Source organism: Lyngbya aestuarii BL J, from assembly GCF_000478195.2.
In the GTDB taxonomy this organism is placed as follows: Bacteria; Cyanobacteriota; Cyanobacteriia; order Cyanobacteriales; family Microcoleaceae; genus Capilliphycus; species Capilliphycus aestuarii.
In genome coordinates, this window is record NZ_AUZM01000041.1 from 1 (window position 1) to 18533 (window position 18533).

Below are 18533 nucleotides of genomic sequence, written 5' to 3' on the forward strand. Positions count from 1 at the left end.
GAACAACCTTTTCAAGTTATTTATCGACAGGTGAACTTACCTTGGCAACAACAAGATTGGCGAAATTTGTCACCCGATGAACAGCAAGACTTATTAAAAAATCTGTTAAAAACCGATAGCCAACAAACGTTTAATCTGAAAAAACCTCCTCTCATTCGACTGAATTTAATACAACTAACTGACCAAACTTATAAACTGATTTGGACTCAACATCATTTGATTCTTGATGGTTGGTCTGCGGGATTAGTGATTAAAGAAGTGTTAGATGTTTATCAAGCCTTATCCGTTGGAAAACAGTTTTCCTTACCGAAAATCCGTCCCTATGGCGAATATATTGCTTGGCTGTACAAACAAGATTTATCAACCGCTCAACAATTCTGGAAAGAACAATTAAAATGGTTTACAACTCCGACATCTTTAAGAATAGAGAAAAATTTAAACTCTATTTCTCACGAAAACCAACCCGAAGAACAACAGGTAAAACTTTCTCAAACGACTACATCAACATTACAATCATTTGCTCAAAAAAATCAACTGACTATAAACACCATTATTCAAGGTGCTTTTGCAATACTTTTGAGCCGTTATAGCGGTGAACAAGATATTTTATTTGGTGCAACTTCTTCGGGTCGTCCGGTTGGGTTAACCGGAGTAGAATCAATGGTTGGGTTATTTATTAATACTCTACCTGTTAGAATCAAAGTTCCCGGTCAAGCGGTTTTAATTTCTTGGTTAAAAGAACTCCAAAACCAACAATCTGAAGCGTTACAATATGAATACACCTCTTTATTAGAAATTCAAAAATTGAGCGATATTCCAGCCGGTTTACCTTTGTTTAAAACCCTTTTAGTCTTTGAAAATTATCCGATAGATAAAACTTTAACACAACAAAATAAAAGCCTAAAAATTCAAGAGGTAGATTCGGTTGAATGGACAAACTTTCCCCTAACAATATTAGTCGGACTGGGTTCCGAACTTTCGATTAAACTTAAATATTCTGGTCATCTTTTTGAACCGAAAACTATCGGCAGATTTTTAGAACATTTCTGCATATTACTCGAACAAATAATAGCAAATCCTCAGCAACCCTTGGGAGAATTGAACTTCTTAACCCCAACCGAACACAAACAGCTATTTATTGACTGGAATAACACTCAAATTGACCATCCGAAAACTTTAACTATACCCGAATTATTTCAAACACAAGTTGAAAACACTCCCGATGCGATCGCACTGGTTTTTGAAGATCAATCTTTAACCTATCAAACTCTCAATTCTCAAGCCAATAAACTCGCACATTATTTACAAAAACGGGGAATTACATCAGAATCTTTGGTGGGGGTTTGTGTCGAACGTTCTCCAGAAATGTTAATCGCAATTTTAGCCATTATCAAAGCCGGAGGCGCATACCTTCCTCTCGATCCCTCTTATCCCCAAGACAGATTAGAATTTGTCCTCAAAGATGCTTGCGTTTCTACTCTCCTCATTCAAGAAAATCTTTTAGATAAAATCTCGAATACCCAAGCAAATATTATAGTTTTCGACGACAATTTAAAAGCCAAAATTGCTCAACATCCATCCTCTAATCCTCCGAACACTATCACCAACCAAAACAGCATTTATGTGATCTATACTTCCGGTTCAACGGGTAAACCGAAAGGAGTTATTAACACCCATCAAGGATTATGTAATCGCTTATTATGGATGCAAAATACTTATCAATTAATGACCGGCGATCGCATTTTACAAAAAACACCTTTTAGCTTTGATGTCTCCGTGTGGGAATTCTTTTGGCCCTTGCTGAATGGCGCTTGTTTAGTAATGGCTAAACCCGAAGGTCACAAAGATAGTTATTATTTAGTAAAATCAATTATTAATCAACAGATTACCACACTACATTTTGTTCCGTCAATGCTGCAAGTATTCTTAGAAGAAAAGAACTTGAAACAGTGTAAATCAATCAAGCAAGTTTTCTGTAGCGGGGAAGCTTTAAGCATTGAACTTAAAAACCAATTTTTTGAACAATTTGAAGCCAAATTACACAATCTTTATGGCCCCACAGAAGCCGCAATTGATGTCACAGCTTGGACGTGTATTCGTAATAATAACTTATCTACAGTTCCCATTGGTTATCCCATCGCAAATACTCAAATCTATGTGCTGGATTCTCATCTACAACCCGTCCCCGTTGGAGTACCCGGAGAATTACATATCGGCGGTATTGGACTGGCGCGAGGCTATTACAATCGTCCCGAATTAACGGCTGAAAAATTTATTCCCAATCCTTTTAATTCTCAACAAAAATCAGATCGTTTGTACAAAACAGGCGATTTAGTGCGATATCTTTCCGATGGAAAATTAGAGTATTTAGGAAGACTAGATTATCAAGTCAAAATTCGCGGACAGAGAATAGAATTAGGAGAGATAGAAGCGGTATTACAACAACACCCAAAAATCAAATCCTGTCGAGTAATCGCTCAGAATAATCGCCTAAACGATCAATATATTGTGGCTTATATCATTTTACCAGAAAAACCGAGTCAACCCGAAAATTTACATCAAAAACTACATAATTTTTTAGCAGAAAAATTACCAGAATACATGATTCCCAGTCATTTCATCACTTTAGATGACTTTCCTTTAACTCCCAGTGGAAAACTCGATCAACAGTCACTTCCTAAAGCTGAAAACCCCAATCAAAGAATATCAGTGTATGTTCCACCTCAGAACCCAATAGAAGAAAAAATAGTTACAATTTGGCAAGACGTTCTAAAAATAGAAAAAATCGGAATACACGATAACTTTTTTGAACTCGGAGGACATTCATTGCTGGCAACTCGGGTTAATTCTCGTTTGCGAGAAACCTTTGAAATGGATATTCCTTTACGCACTCTATTTGAAAAACCGACAGTCTCCAGTTTAGCCCAACGAATTTCTACCATGCAAATGACAATTCAGCAGTTTTCACAGCCTTCTACGGTTCAAGAAGAAACTCGAAAAGAAATGGAAATTTAGTAGGTTACTTAATATGAGTTCCCCCTCACCAGCTTGGAAAGGGGGTTAAAGGGAGAAATTAAAACGCTACGCACTGAGAGGTTAGGACATTTCTCAATTCTGAAACCCTTTTACAGTTTCCTATTCCCTAACCCATAACGCGATCAAACCTTACATCGTCAAAGACTGAGGATTGGTTTCAATTAAGGTGGCTAAATCTTGCAAGAAAGCCGCAGCATCCGCCCCATAAATAATCCGATGATCGCAAGTAATATTAACCTGCATTTGCCGCTTAACACCCATCATTCCGTCATCTGTCGCCACCACTTGCGGACGAGAAGCGCCAATTGCCAAAATCGAACCTTGACCAGGGGGTAAAATCGCATCAAAGCGATCCACTCCAAACATCCCTAAGTTCGATAACGTGAATGTTCCGCTATTATATTCATCCGGTTGCAGTTGTTTCGCCCGTGAACGTTCGACCAAATCTTTCCAAGTGCGAGACAGCGAATAAATATCCATTTGATCCGCATTCTTCAACACCGGGGTAATCAGTCCGCCATCGGCCATTGCCACCGCCACAGCAATATTAATACTACTACTGTATTGAATCCCCGACTCCACATAACTGGCATTTACTAATGGATGCTTCTGCAACGTTACCGCCACCGCCTTCGCCAACAGTGCCGTCATCGTCACACCTTTAGGCTTGATTTGCTTATAAAGCGCATCTAAACTGTTTGTGGTGATCGTATACCCCACATGGAACGAAGGCACTTGCAGACTCGCCATCATATTTCGCACCACTGCATTTTGCAGCGAGTTCATTTGAGCGACCTGACCCGGTGCTGCCGCTTGAGCGGGTTGAGGTGCAGGAGCGGGTGCGGGTTGCATCTGAGGCTGATGAGACACTCCAGGAGAAGAAGGAGCCGGAGTTGGTTGTTTTTGAGCCGTCTGAGACGATTTACCTGCCGCAGCTTCCACATCTTCGGCGACAATTCGACCATGAGGGCCAGAACCATTGAGTTTACTCAAATCAACCTTTAACTCTTTCGCCCGTTTCCGAGCGCGAGGAGACACCACAATACGACCATTGCGACGGCTAGGACTTTGAGCCGTTGTCGTGGCGGAGGCGGAGGCGGCTACAGGTTCAGGAGCAGGTGTCGGGGCTTGAGCCGGACTCGGAGTCGATGCAGCACTACCACTACTCGGGGCTTGCTGTTTCGCCTCCTCAATTTCGGCTTCTGTTTCCGCAATCAAAGCAATCGTATTACCCACGGCGGCCATTTCACCTTCGGGTACGAGAATCGTCGCCAAATAGCCCGAATAGAAGGCTTCTACATCCATATCTGCCTTATCGGACTCCACGACCAAGACAGTTTCTCCTTTCTCAACTTGATCGCCAGGAGCTTTTTGCCATGAAACAATTTTACCCTCTGTCATGGTTGAACTTAGGGCAGGCATGAAAACTTCGTGAATCATAGGTGTGTGGTGTTCTAGATAGTTAAACTAGGAGCAGGGAAAAATTTTCAAGGGGTGCGCTCAGTTTGTTGTCAGATGAAAACCCAACTCTCAGCACTGAGAAACCGATCTTGCGATCGCAGAACAGATTAAGTCCAGACATTTGATGCAACGTCTGATGCAACGTCTCTACAGTCCACCTCAACTGAGACTAAGGTACTGAGTAAAACAGATTGAGTCAAACCGATCTTTTGACCGCAGAACGGATGGGCGTTAACGCCTCCTCAGACGAATAAATCTATTCTGCCTAGTCTAAAGTGAATCCGTTCGCGCTCTATCTGTTGTCGTCAATTGAATTAAATCTCGCCGCGAATATCTTCAATTACGCCATCGCGCAACAAGACTTCGACCTGCATTTTCTGAATGAGATTATCACCCTTTGCTACTGCAAATACACTTTCAATTTGCCCCTGACTCACTTCTTGTTCAAGTTCAAAAGTTTGAATTTGTTGCAGTTGTTGTAAGCTCTGATTTTTTTGATCAAGAAACTTACTTTTCTGCTCATTAATCTGAAGTTGAATACTCTCAATTTGCTGCATTACTTCCGGGCCAGGAGGCTGAATTGTCTGTTTTTTTAATTCACCAATCGCCCGTTGTCCTTGCATTTCGAGCTGCTGCAACTGACTATCGAGTTGGTTAATTTGAGCTTGAAGTTGCTGTTGAGCTTCTTCTTTCCAGCGAGGGGTAACAATCGCTTTGATATTAATTGCTCGTTTGAGAAGAAGTTGATTGTTCGAGATATCCATGAGTATGTTGCCTGTCTATTGTCCTTATCCCACGAATTGATTCTCTACCTATCGGGTCAACTTAGTAATGGCTTCGGTGAAGCCTCACGGGATGTTAAGCCCTACCCTGATATGATCCTCGACTTTGCGTGGTTTTTGCGATGTGCTATGAGGTGTCATTGATCACGGATAGTCACTCGAAAAACAGATTCGCTTCCTTCTAGGCAGTAAACATTTATCTGTCCTATCGTCAGTGTCAGCCGTTTTTCAATCTAAATATCCGTTTTGATCGGGAGTATAAACGTTCAGTCAGAACGTAGGTGCAGTTGTCAGGGATGAACCGTCAGTTGCCTGTAGTCAAGGGAAAAAGCGCTTTTGTGTGAGACTCTAACCTCAGAGACAACAAGACTCAGCCCTATTGACATTGGGGACTCCCAACTGCTGACAACTTACAATTGATCCCTGACACAGCTTAATACATTGCGTTAATCATATCGCGGTAACGTTCCATTACGACAGGACGCTTGATCTTCAGAGTTTGAGTCAGCATTCCATTTTCCATCGTGAAGGGTTCCAAAATCAAGCGAAACGGCCCGATTCGATCATCAACCCGATAACTCGGACGGTTTTTCACCTCTCGGTTTAACTCTTTACGGAATAAATCCTGAACCGGAGCGCTTTCGAGATCCAATCCTTCACCGTCATTGACTAACTCAGAATGGGGTAATTTCAGCTTCAGATTTTGACTAGCTGCCCATTTTTCCAACCCCTCAAAGTTCGGCACAATTAACGCACCCAAGACTTTTTGATCTTGACCCACCAAAATCATTTGGTCAATATACGGACTGCGAACACAAGCATCTTCAATCGGTTGCGGTTCAATATTCTCCCCATTACTCAAGACAATCGTATCCTTGGCTCGCCCCGTCAACACCAAATCATTTTGTCGGCTTAACCAACCAATATCTCCAGTATTAAACCATCCCTCGGGATCAATCGCTTTCGCCGTCGCTTCTGGGTTCTCAAAATACCCCTTCATAATCTGTGGCCCTCGTGCCAACACCAAACCCTTTTCGAGTCGAGAAAGCACTCGCCGAGTTTCGAGATCAACGATGCGAATTTCAGTTTGAGGAATCGGTTTTCCGGCTGATCCTCGCAGGTTATGGTTTGGACGCCGAGCCGTTAACACCGGAGAAGTCTCTGTTAACCCATATCCCACCAGCAAATCAACCCCGACAATCTCATAAAACGTCTCTAGGTGCATCGCTAGAGAACCCCCCCCACTAATCGCAAATTTAAACATCCCTCCGGTAGCCGCTCGAATTTTTTGATAAACTAACCGATCCGCTAACTGATGTAAGGGAGTCAACAGCAGCATTTTTAGACGAGCGATCGCTTTTTGCATTCCCCCAGGCGATTGCCCATCGAGGGTTAATCCTTGAACAACTCGACGGGCTAATACATACTGTTCACTGACGCTAAAACAGAACTTGGCAATCTTTTGACGACTGGCAGGTTGTTCGCCTAATTGCTTTTGAGCGGCTTCATAAATCGATTCCCAAATCCGGGGAACACTGGTCATATAACGGGGCTTAAATTCTTTGAGATCTCGCTTAAAATAGCGAATACTACTATAAACCTGAGTACAGCCTCGCGACAGCAAGAAATATTGTCCGATGCGTCCGAAGCTATGCCAAGTCGGGAGTAAACTCAAAACATTGTCTCCGATTTCCGGTTGTACAACATCGGGAATGGTATTGAGTTGATGCACTAAATTACCATGAGTTAACATCACTCCTTTCGGTTTGCCTGTCGTTCCCGAAGTGTAGAGTAATGTCGCTAAACTCTGTTGACCATAAACCGCAGGTCTTCTGAGGGTAAAATCTCCACCATGATTGAGGAGTTGGGTAAAGTTCAGTACGGGTAAAGTTGGAATTTCACTAGAGTCGGGTTCTTCATCCGACAACAATATAATAAACTTGATCGGCAGATCTTCAATACTCGATCGCAGACGCTTGAGTAAACTGAGATCGGTAACCACTAACCCCACACTACCGCTATCTTTGAGGATATAAACTAACTCAGCCGGATCAGCCGTTGCCCCTCGTACCACATCAGCCGCCCCTGCGGTCATAATTCCTTGATCGGCGATGATCCAACGGGGACTATCATCTGCAAATAAGGCAATACGAGTCGGTAAGGCTTCTTCATGAACTGCTTCTACTCCTAAAGTTTGCAGTCCGGCGGCAAATTGTTGAATCTGAAGCCACAAATCACTATAACTGAGGATGACTTCGGGTTGACAGTGGGGATCATGCAGGGCGATCCCTTGACCCGCTTTTTTGGCTAAAATTGGCCAGATTTCAGGCAAGGCGCTAATCGAAGTATAGTTGAGATCAGATGAGGAGGATTTATTCATAGAGACTGTTTGTAATAGATAAGTTGATTTCGCAGGTCTGTCGTCAGGAGTTAGGAATTCAAATTTAGACTCAAAGAATTGGCTTGTCTTGAGTAGGCAATTGACAATTCCAGTCTTCCTTTCAACTATCCTATCTCTACTCTCAGATCAGTCTTAACCCGAACAGACAGATTTTTGGCTGTCAGTCTGTTTGGGCATCAAATCTCAAGGCTTGGCCTCGGACTTCGGTGTTTAACTGACCTCGATCATAAACCACTTGACCCCCCACCATTGTCACAACAGCCCATCCGGTAAGGTTCCAGCCTTCAAACGGACTCCAACCACATTTTGTTAACAGTTGTTCGGCTAAAACGGGACGATAGGTGTTTAAATCAACTAATACTAAATCTGCATCATAACCCGGAGCGATCGCCCCTTTATTGGGTATTTTATAATGTTTGGCAACCGCTGTAGACATCCAGTTAGACACTTGAGCGATTGTACAACGTCCCTGTTCTGCTTGAGTTAACATTAAGGCTAATGAGGTCTCAACTCCGGGCATTCCCGAAGGGGAATTGGGATAGGTTTGGGCTTTTTCTTCGAGGGTATGGGGAGCGTGATCGGTGGCGATAAAATCAATCACTCCATCCTGTAAGGCTTGCCATAAGATTTGATTGTCTTGGGGCGATCGCAAGGGGGGATTCATTTGGGCTTTTGTGCCAATCTTTTCATAGGCGCTGGTATTGAGTAATAGGTGTTGGGGTGTGACTTCTGCGGTGATCCAGGCGGGTTTTTCTTGGCGTAAATATTCGGCTTCCTCTCCGGTGGAAAGATGTAAAATATGCAGTCTACGTTGATACTTTTTAGACAATTTACAGGCGAGTTTTGTCGCTGATAATGCGGCTTGATTATCTTGAATTTGAGAATGAATTGCTGGATCAGAAATCCCGGCAAATTCTTGACGACGTTGGTTAATTCGAGCCTGATCTTCAGCATGAACGGCTATTAAGCGATCGCCTTGGGCAAAAATGGGTTCTAAAGCGGTTTCTTCATCGACTAAAAGCGGCCCTTTCATCGACCCCATAAAGATTTTAATCCCGCAGGTGGGATTCACCGTTAATAAATCCTCTAAATTTTCCCCCGTCGCCCCAATAAAAAAGCCATAATTGACGAGACATTTTTGACTAGCTCGTTGTAACTTATCGGTTAAAGCGGCTTGATTTGTCGTTAGAGGGCGAGTATTCGGCATTTCCAAAAAAGAAGTCACACCTCCCTTTGCACAAGCACAACTGGCGGTAAATAAATCTTCTTTATGTTCTAACCCCGGTTCTCGGAAGTGAACTTGGGGGTCAATCACTCCCGGTAACAATGTCAACCCTTGAGCATTAATTTCTATCGTTTCGGCGGAATCTGAATCAACAGAAAGATTTGCCCCCACTTCAACAATTTGTGAACCTTGAACCTTGACATCTCCTAACAAAAATTCACCAGTCGGGAGGAGAATTGTAGCTTGACGGATAAACAAATGAGTATGATTAGACATGGCTTTAAATAATCATCAGTAAATAGTGTAAGGGCAAGTCAAAGCAATTGATCAATTGCTGACCCGTAAACAGTGAACTGGAACCTTTGCAATCTGTTACAGTCAAGGGGCTATAGGCGATCGCCTGATCAATTTGGTACGATGGACTACATCACCTAACTAGATTGAGGTGTACAAGAGACAATAAAGACGATTGGGTTTCTCAAGAAGCTATGCTGCGATTAAGTCCAGATTTCGACAAAGTGACAATTTCTGCACTATAATTCAAGGCACACCTCAAATTATTAATTTAGAGTTTCTTGTCCGCGATATCAACCTTTCTTAAAATTGCTTGCACATACGGCCTATGAGTAGCCTTCCAAATCAAGAGCCACACAATAATCATTCACCTCAAGACCATTCAGAAAATGCCTGGGTTGAGGGGTTTAAAACGATTGGACTCAGTATTGTTTTAGCGTTGGGGATTCGTACCTTTGTGGCAGAAGCCCGTTATATTCCCTCGGGTTCAATGTTACCGACTTTAGAAATCAATGATCGCTTGATTATCGATAAGTTGGGGTACAAGTTTCAAAATCCTGATCGCGGAGATGTTGTGGTGTTCTCTCCGACTGATCAACTCAAAACCCAGTATAAAGACGCTTTTATCAAACGGATTATTGGTTTGCCGGGTGAAGAGGTTGAAGTTCGAGATGGACTGGTTTTTGTCGATGGTCAACCCTTAGATGAAAAATACATCGCTGAAGAACCCCAGTATAACTGGGGGCCGGAGGTGGTTCCCAAAGATAGCTACCTGGTTCTCGGAGATAACCGTAATAATAGCTACGACAGCCACTATTGGGGATATGTGCCTCGCGATCATATCATTGGCCGAGCGATCGTTCGGTTTTGGCCACCTAACCGGGTGGGTGGGCTTGATGAAAGTCCGTTGTATGCGTCTCCGTCTGCACCCCAACCTCAACCTCAACCTCAATAAGCTCTACTCGCTGAAATGGGTTTGTTGAACTTAAATAGCGGGCGCCACAGCATAGGTATTGCGTCCGCTTTGTTTTGCTTGGTAGAGGGCTTCATCGGCGAGTTGGATGAGGGATTGAGGAGAATCAGTAGAAGTCGGAATCAGACTACTCACCCCCAAACTAATTGTCACAATCGGGCTGATTTGAGAATCTGCATGGGGGATTTGTTGCTGTAACACTCTGGTGTGAATTCGTTCGGCGACAGAAATGGCTCCTTGGGTATCGGTGTAGGGTAGAATAATCGCAAATTCTTCTCCCCCGTAACGGGCGACAACATCTGCTGCTCGTTGGATAGACTGATAAAGGATGTGAGCGATTTGTACTAAACAATCATCTCCGGCTAAATGACCGTAACAATCGTTATATCGTTTAAAATAATCAACGTCGCACAAAATTAATGATAGAGGTAACTGGAGTCGTTGCATCCGTTGCCATTCTTGTTGTAACCGATAGTCAAAATGCCGACGATTGGCGATTTGAGTCAACCCATCAAGATTGGCTAACAGTTCGAGTTCAAGGTTAGCCCGTTGAAGTTCTTGTTTGAGTTGGGCTTGTTGGAGAGGAGAACTTAACTGAGTTGCTACGGCTTGGACTAATTCAACTGTCCGACTTTGATAGGGAACAGCTTGGGTTTGATAAAAGACTAATATTGCCAGCAACTTTTCAGACTCGACAACAGGGACACCAAAAACGGCTTTGAGTCCAGCATCGACAACCAGTTGAGTTCGCAGATAAACAGTTTCTGAACAAGTCGAACAATCTTCTATCCATTCGGGTTTATGAGATTGCCAAATTCGTCCCGGTAATCCTTCACCAGAGGCAAAAGTAATCAAGCGACTTTGCTCTTGAAATCTCCCGAAAGCAGCAGAACAACTTTTAAACTGAGGAATATATTCTAATACATCTTTGTCTGGGTTGGGTAGCCAACCCTCGCCATAGTCCCAGCCAATATTTTGACAGATGACATCTAAAATACTACTAATCGCTTCTTCGAGGGTGTGTGATTTTTCTATCGTCCAAGTTGCTTCGAGTAAAAGTTTGGTTTCATATTGCGCCTTTTGTAATTGTTTGTTTTGCTGAATTAACTCTTGATTTTTGTGTTGAAGTTGCTGTTGTAAAGATTTGAGAGAAACTTGATAACGAATCCGGGCGAGAACTTCTTCCGCGATAAAAGGTTTAGTAATATAATCACTTCCACCAACTTGAAATCCTTTGACTTTATTGGTGCCATCATCCAACGCACTCATAAAAATTACTGGAATATTTTCAGTTTCAGGATTTGCTTTTAACTGTTGACATACCGTAAAGCCATCTATATCTGGCATCATAATATCAAGTAAAATTAAGTCGGGCTGAAAACGGCTTAAACTTAATATTGCTAATTTTCCACTATTGGCAAATCGGACATTATAGCCCTGTTTAACTAACATCTCTTGCAGTAGACGTAAATTTTCAGGTAAATCATCTACCACCAGAATTTTTATGGTTTCAGACTTATTTGAAGGTTCACTTGGAGGTGTCATAAATTGTTCTCCTGGGTTTCGAGTAGTTTAAGAATGGGTTCATAGTTGAAGTTTTCAGTATAAAATTTTAGATAGTTTGCTAGTTTTTCGTGTTCGGGTAAAATTTCTTGGATGAGTTGATTAATTGCTTCTCCATCGAGTGAGAGTACCGCTTCCTCTAGCCGGAATTTCCACTCGGATGATAATGTTGTCAATTGAGACTGAATTTGTGATAAATCATTTTCCCCATTCACGGTTGGGGATGCCTGCTCAATTTTTTGATAAAGATACTGTACTCCCAAATATTCTGTCATTTTATTGAAGATCAACGTAACTTGTAAAGGCTTACAAACAAAGTCATCACAACCTGCTTCTATGGCAGCCTGTTTTTGTTCGTTAAATGCACTCGCAGTTAAAGCAATAATCACCGTTCGGGAGGAAGCAGAAGCTTGATTTTGTTGTTCAAGTTGGCGAATTTGCCGCGTTGCTTCATAGCCATCTAGAACAGGCATTTTAAAATCCATCCAAATCAAATCAGGTTGAAATGCTTGCCATTTTTCAACGGCTTCTAACCCGTTGTTGGCGATTTGTACTTCAAACCCCACGGGAGTTAAAATTTGCTCGAGAAGTTGACAGTTATAGGGTTCATCGTCTACGATTAAAATTCGATAGACAGGTTGATGGGGTTGTAAGCCAATCACTCGACTGTACAAAGAATTTTCGGGAATAACCTCTGCAAACTCAACAGGTAAAGCGGGCATCTGACAATCAAATGTGGTTCCGAGTTTGGGCTGAGAATAAACTTCTATTTTACCCCCAAACAGTTTAATATAACCATTACAAATTGCTAAACCTAAACCTGTTCCTTGCTGAGATTGAATTCCAGATTGAGTTTGTACAAATGGACGGAACAAATCATCGATTTCGTCAAGTTCGATGCCAACTCCAGTATCACTGATCCGAAAATGTAATTGCACCTCTGATGTGTCAGTTTTACCCGTCAAATCAACTGAGAAAGTTTCTCTCACATCCGCTTCAAAGCGAACACCACCTTCTTTTGTAAACTTGATCGCATTACTGAGCAAGTTTGTTAAAATTTGACGTAACTTCACCCGATCACTTTGAATATAACGAGGGAGGTTAGGGCTAATTACAAATGTTAATTGTAAATTTTTTTGAGACGCTTTTATTGTAAATATATTTTGGAGTTCTTCAATTAAATCCCACAAGTCAAAAGCTTCTTGGATGAAAATACTCTGTCCAGATTCTATTTTAGATAAATCCAGAATATCATTAATTAAACTTAAAAGATGCTCGCCACTACGTTGAATAATATTCAGATTATTTTGTTGCTGTGGTGTTAGGTTAGAACTTCCACTGATAACTTGAGTAAAACCAAGAATGGCATTGAGAGGAGAACGCAATTCGTGACTCATATTTGCCAGAAAAATACTTTTTGCTTGGTTGGCGACTTCAGCCGCTTCTTTGGCTTTCACTAATTCTGCTTCAGCTGCTTTGCGATCGCTAATATCAATTGCCACCCCAACAACGCGAGTGACTTCACCCTGATCATTAACAACTGCTTTCCCTTTAGCCAACATCCAAGTATTTTCAGCAAAGCCTATCAAACGATGCTCAACTTGAAACTCTCCTCTATTTTTGATCGCATTTTCTTTTGCTTCTACAGCCCGAACGCGATCTTCAGGATGAATACCTTCATGAGCAAATTCTAAGGGAAATTCCCAAAAATTTGCAGTCCAATTTTCCCCGATATTGTTACCCCAACCTCTGACTTCTTGACTGATTAAATCTTCTTCCCAACAAATAATTCGTCCGGCTTCTAGGGTGCGGTAAAGTCTTTCTTGACTGTTTTGCAAATCTATTTCAGCTTGTTTGCTAGCGCTAATATCAAGAATCACACCATCCCAAATTATTTCTCCATCGTCACGGTGTCTAGGACGTGCATTATCTAGAACCCATCGAACTTGACCGGACGGTAAAATATATCGCCATTCTTCAGAAAATGGAGTCAGGTTTTGTTTACTCATCGTAGCGGCTTGATTATGTTTTGGCAGATCTTCAGGATGAATTTTATTCAGGATTCGGTTTGCATTTGCGATCGCATCTTGGGGTTCCATTCCAAACAATTCGCGACAACCTTCACTCAGATATTCAAAAGTAAATGTACCGTCTAATCCTTCAACTAAAGTATACATCGCCCCAGGTATATTGCTAGCAATTAATTGAAGTCGTTCTTCACTTTCGCGTAGGGCTTCTTCTGCCTGTTTGAGTTTGGTGAGGTCACGAATACTGACAACAATACCTGTAATCTCTTTATCCAATTCGCGGTAAGGAGTATAGGTCAGACTAATAAATTTTGGTTGATCTTCTGAACTGTAAAACCATCTTTCATATTGAATAACTTCACCCTTTAAACAAGCTTCAAACTTAGGCTGTATGAGTTGTGTAAATAGAGGTTCTCCGATAATGTTGTTAACCTTATTTCCCACAACTTCATCAAGATATTTATGATAAAACTTGAGATAAGTAGGGTTGACCAGCTGATAAGTATAATTACAATCTACTAAACAAATCCCATCAGAGGTTGCTGCGATAATCCGTTCATATTGTCGTAGATTTTGTTCAATTTTTTTGCGTTCATTAATATCTTGAATTTGAGCAATAAAATAAAGTGGCTCTTGCTGTTCATTCCGAACCAATGAAACATTAAGTAATATCCAGATAGATTTTCCGTTTTTATGAAAATATCGCTTTTCCATTTGATAGGTGCGAATTTGATCAGCAATAAGTTGTTTAGCATAGTTAAAGTCTATTTCAAAATCTTCGGGATGAGTGATTTCTTGAACAGAGAGTGAGGCTAATTCAGATGGACTATAACCTGTGATTGTACACGTTGCCTGATTGACTTTTAACCAATTTCCTTCTAGAGAAACAATCGCCATACCAATGGGTGCATAATCAAACGCGCTGCGAAAACGTTCTTCACTTTCCTGTAGTTTTTGTTCGGCTTGTTTTCGTTCATTAATATCAGTTGCAGTTCCAATAATTTGTTTGATATTGCCTTGGGGATCTTTTAAGGGTGTTAAAGTTGTTAAAAACCAGCTTTTTTTACCTTGAAAAAATAAATATTCTTCAAAGGTAACAGTTTTTTTAGCATCTAAACAGGTTCGTAATTGATAATTACCCTTATTTGCCACGGCGGTTGGCATAAATTCATCTGCTGTTTTTCCTTTTATTTCTGAACTTGAAAAGCCGGAAAATCGTTCAGCCGCAGGATTATAACTCACATAACGAAATATTCCATTTTCTACTACATCAAGTACAAAAATTGCTTGTTCAACCCCTTCATAAATACTCTGTAAAAATTGTGTTTTTTCTGCTAATTCTTGATTGAGTTGTTGAAGTTGGGTTGGATTGGGTAAAGCTAACGCTTGAGGAATAATCGAGATTAACTGAAATGCTGTTATCATAGAAACAACAGCAGTTAAGGCTTTGGTTAATCCTGAAATCCAATAAATCGGATACCAGAGTGTAATAATACCGAGAAAGTGAGTAGTACCACAAGTAATAATAAAAGCTGCAAATAAAAACCAAACCACTCGAAAAGGTGTATCTTGGCGTTGGTTGAGTAAGCGTAGTAAAGCAATGGGAATGAAGTAATAGCTTAAACTAATCAAAGCATCTGAGATCAGATGTAAGCTAACAAGGGAAGGTTGCCAAAGATAACAATGCCCATGAGGAATATAGAGGTTAGATAATAGAATAGAGTTAAACATTATCTGACGGGTAATGATGGGAATTTAAACAAAGCACTTTTGTCTATCATTATAGATCAGAAATATAAATTCATCATCAAATAAATTTTTGTTGATAATTTTTTACAAATAAATATATTAATCAATTCTGAACATCTCTGAATCTAGACCAAAATCATTGCGGTAAGTTTTTAAGACTTTACCTGTAATGTCTTGTCTCAACCAAGATGTATTTATTGATAGAGAGTTTAGAGTTTTTGCTTCAACCTTCCAAGGAGTTTGAGGAGAAAATAACGTTAATTCCGCAGGTTTACCGTTGGCAATTCTTGTTGGTTTTTGTCCGAGACATTTGAGGGGTTTGGTACTTAAAGCTTGCCACAATTCTAACGCTGACCACTGACCCGAACTCACAAAAGTTTGCCAGAGTAACGGTAGCGCTAATTCTAGCCCAATAGAACCTGCTGGCGCATCGGCAAAAGCCACTGTTTTTTCTTCGTAGGTGTAGGGTGTGTGATCGATAGCGATCGCATCAATTACGCCAGATTTCACCCCTTGAATTAAAGCAATTTGGTCTTCAATATTTCCTAAAGGTGGATCGAGGTTTAAATTAGGATCGTAAGGGATCATTGAAAAAGGTAAACTCTTATTTTTACCACTAATAGCTTGAGTATTGAGTAATAAATGTAGCCAAGTGGTACTAGCGGTAATCGGTAATTTTCTGGCTTTAGCCTCTCGAATTAATTCTACACTTCGAGCCGTTGAAACTCGCATTAAATGAACTGGAGTTTGAGTCGCGGCGACGATTTCAAGAATTGTCGAAATAGCGGTTGTTTCTGCATAAGCAGGAATTCCGGGTAAACCACTCAAAATTGATTCATTTCCCTCTCGCATCACTCCATTACTCGCGAGTTGGCGATCGCAACCATACAAAGCAACAGGCTGATTTAATGGCTTTAAATATTCAAGTAATCGTCGTAATAACATTAAATCTTGAATCGGTTTACCATCAGCAAAACCAATAATTTTTGTAGTTGCTAATTCCGCCAATTGACTCATTTGTTTTCCGGCGACACCTTGCGTTAAAGCACCCCAAAGATAAACTTGACAAGAGGATTTTGTTTGGGCGAGACGATCAATTAAACTCACCGTTGCGGGATTGTCAACAGGCGGAATAGAATCGGGTAAAAGAGCGATGCGAGTAAATCCTCCTGCGGTGGCGGCGTCAATTAGAGAAGAAATTGTTTCTCGTTCTTCAAAACCTGGTTCTCCGGTGTGGCTATATAAGTCTACTAAACCGGGGCCTAATATTAAACCTTTGGCGTCTTGAACTTCAACATCAGACGAGGGAGAAAGATTCGTTTGAATTGCGTTAATAACACCCTCTTTAATTAAAATATCGGCAATGGTATCGGTTCCGGATTCTGGGTCAAGTATTCTAACATTTTGAAGCAGTTCATGGCTCATAATTTAAGTTTAGAGTTTAGGTTTAGAGTTTAAAGTTTGAAGAAAGAGTTTTGGGCGCAAGCCTTGCGCCCCTACGAAGATTTTATAATGCTCCGGCGGCGGTTTTATCCAAAATTCCCTCAAATAAATGAGTGGTAATATTAGAAGCTTGTAAAACCGGATCACCGTTAATTCCATTCGGATAGTCAATCACAGTTACCGCCCCATTTCCTTGTTTAAAGTTCCAAAAATGTTGAGGAGGTAAGTTAAAAACTTGAGCAAGAATGGCTTTATTAACCGCATCGTGAGCGACCACAAGTCCGGTAACAGGTTGTTGATCATAAGCTTTGACAATACGTTTCCAAGCGATTTCTACCCGATCCCAAACTTGTTTTAAATTCTCTCCTTCTGGCATTTGAACAGTTTCAGGAGCGACTTTCCATTGTTGCAAAAGTCCGGGATAAAGTTGTTCAATTTCGGCTTCAAATTTCCCTTCCCATAAACCGTGACTAATTTCCCACAAATCTGCATCAAGTTGTAACTCAAGATTAGGATGATGTTGGAGAATAATTTCAGCCGTTTCTTTCGGACGGAGTAACGGACTACTGAAGGCAAAATCGAGTTTAACAGTTTTGAGAAATTCGGCGGCTTTGCGGGCTTGTTCTCGACCGTTATCGTTTAAAGGAATGTCAATTTGTCCTTGAAATTGTCCATTGCGATTCCACTCTGTTTCCCCATGTCGAACTAATAAAATTCTCGGCCCTTGATGTTCAGGTCGAACCGAGGGAAATTGGTTTCCAACATGATTGGTGAGGTTCAGAGACTGAAGTTGAACTGAGGCGGGTTGAGGAAGTTCTCCTGGTGTAACTTCAGAAAAGTTCAAGACACTAATTCCACAGTTAGATTGTTGAATAGATTGATAATATTTGGCTTCTATTCCTAAAGCGGTAGCAATTAATGACCGATTAATTCCATTATGAGCGACAATTAAAACAGTTTGATCCTGATGACGAGTTAAAATTTCTCGCCAAAATTTTCGGGCTTGTTCAAATATTGCTAAGACTGGAAAATGCTTTCGTTCTCCTTCGGGTTCAGAAAGAACCATAAAAAATTCGTGAGGACGTTCGTGCCAACATTGATAGTCTTGGGAATATTTTTCAATCACATTTTGACGAAATAAACCCTCCCACAACGGCAGATCAATTTCCATCAAAAGTTCAGTCGGTTGTAGTTGCGGAGGTGTTTTTAAGTGGGACACCACCAGTTCAGCCGTTTGTTTAGCACGTTTGAGAGGGCTACAATAAATCGCATCAAATGTTAAATTTGCGAGAGTATCTCCCACTTGATTTGCTGCATTACAGCCTTTTTCTGTTAAAACAGAATCATCAAGGCGACCTTGAATGCGGTGTTGAGCATTGTAGGTACTCTGACCATGGCGAACAAGAATTACACGGGTTGTCATTACTCTAGATGTGTGGATGTGTGATGGTTGAACAAGGAAAGCCGATTAAAGCCAGAAGCATTTTACCTTGTTTTTGTAACTCGCTCACATCTAAAGTTCAACTCAAAAATCCGGGTACTTCTAAAAAGCAGATTTTAAAACGGATTTTTCTGAATT

The 18533-nt window shown here is 41.0% G+C and carries 10 protein-coding genes; 2 read left to right on the forward strand and 8 right to left on the reverse strand.

All coding sequences use genetic code 11. The features are described 5' to 3' along the window. Positions 1 to 3015 (forward strand): non-ribosomal peptide synthetase (locus M595_RS17000; protein ID WP_023067603.1); only part of this gene is annotated, 3015 nt, incomplete at its 5' end. Positions 3016 to 3165: 150 nt separating this feature from the next. On the opposite strand, the gene M595_RS17005 is transcribed toward M595_RS17000, so the two are convergent. The 4 genes from M595_RS17005 to M595_RS17020 form a co-directional block, all read right to left on the reverse strand. After that, positions 3166 to 4476, reverse strand: coding sequence for a dihydrolipoamide acetyltransferase family protein (locus M595_RS17005; RefSeq protein WP_040484256.1), 1311 nt, complete (start codon positions 4474 to 4476; stop codon positions 3166 to 3168). A gap of 335 nt (positions 4477 to 4811) precedes the next feature. Next, a complete protein-coding gene (locus M595_RS17010; protein ID WP_023067624.1) occupies positions 4812 to 5261 on the reverse strand; it encodes a YlqD family protein in 450 nt (149 codons plus the stop codon). A 451-nt stretch (positions 5262 to 5712) separates the two neighbouring features. Further along, positions 5713 to 7659 (reverse strand): AMP-dependent synthetase/ligase, encoded by a 1947-nt coding sequence (locus M595_RS17015; protein WP_023067609.1) that lies wholly within the window; start codon positions 7657 to 7659, stop codon positions 5713 to 5715. Positions 7660 to 7840: 181 nt separating this feature from the next. Next, positions 7841 to 9181 carry a dihydroorotase gene (locus M595_RS17020; RefSeq protein WP_023067592.1) on the reverse strand — a complete coding sequence of 447 codons (1341 nt, stop codon included), beginning with the start codon at positions 9179 to 9181 and terminating at the stop codon, positions 7841 to 7843. Between the two features lie 346 nt (positions 9182 to 9527). On the opposite strand from M595_RS17020, the gene lepB reads away from it, so the two are divergent. Next, on the forward strand, positions 9528 to 10154 hold the full coding sequence (gene lepB, locus M595_RS17025) for a signal peptidase I (RefSeq protein ID WP_023067593.1): 627 nt from the start codon (positions 9528 to 9530) through the stop codon (positions 10152 to 10154). Between the two features lie 30 nt (positions 10155 to 10184). Here the strand turns inward: lepB and M595_RS17030 are convergent, their stop codons facing one another. The 4 genes from M595_RS17030 to M595_RS17045 form a co-directional block, all read right to left on the reverse strand. Beyond that, positions 10185 to 11717 carry a diguanylate cyclase domain-containing protein gene (locus M595_RS17030; protein WP_023067616.1) on the reverse strand — a complete coding sequence of 511 codons (1533 nt, stop codon included), beginning with the start codon at positions 11715 to 11717 and terminating at the stop codon, positions 10185 to 10187. Then, positions 11714 to 15493 (reverse strand): PAS domain S-box protein, encoded by a 3780-nt coding sequence (locus M595_RS17035; RefSeq protein WP_023067621.1) that lies wholly within the window; start codon positions 15491 to 15493, stop codon positions 11714 to 11716. The genes M595_RS17030 and M595_RS17035 overlap by 4 nt, the downstream gene beginning before the upstream one ends. Positions 15494 to 15610: 117 nt before the next feature. Continuing rightward, positions 15611 to 16936, reverse strand: coding sequence for a dihydroorotase (locus M595_RS17040; protein WP_023067584.1), 1326 nt, complete (start codon positions 16934 to 16936; stop codon positions 15611 to 15613). Between the two features lie 82 nt (positions 16937 to 17018). Further along, entirely contained in the window at positions 17019 to 18377 is a 1359-nt protein-coding gene (locus M595_RS17045) for a histidine phosphatase family protein (RefSeq protein ID WP_023067594.1), read from the reverse strand. Positions 18378 to 18533: the final 156 nt, after the last annotated feature.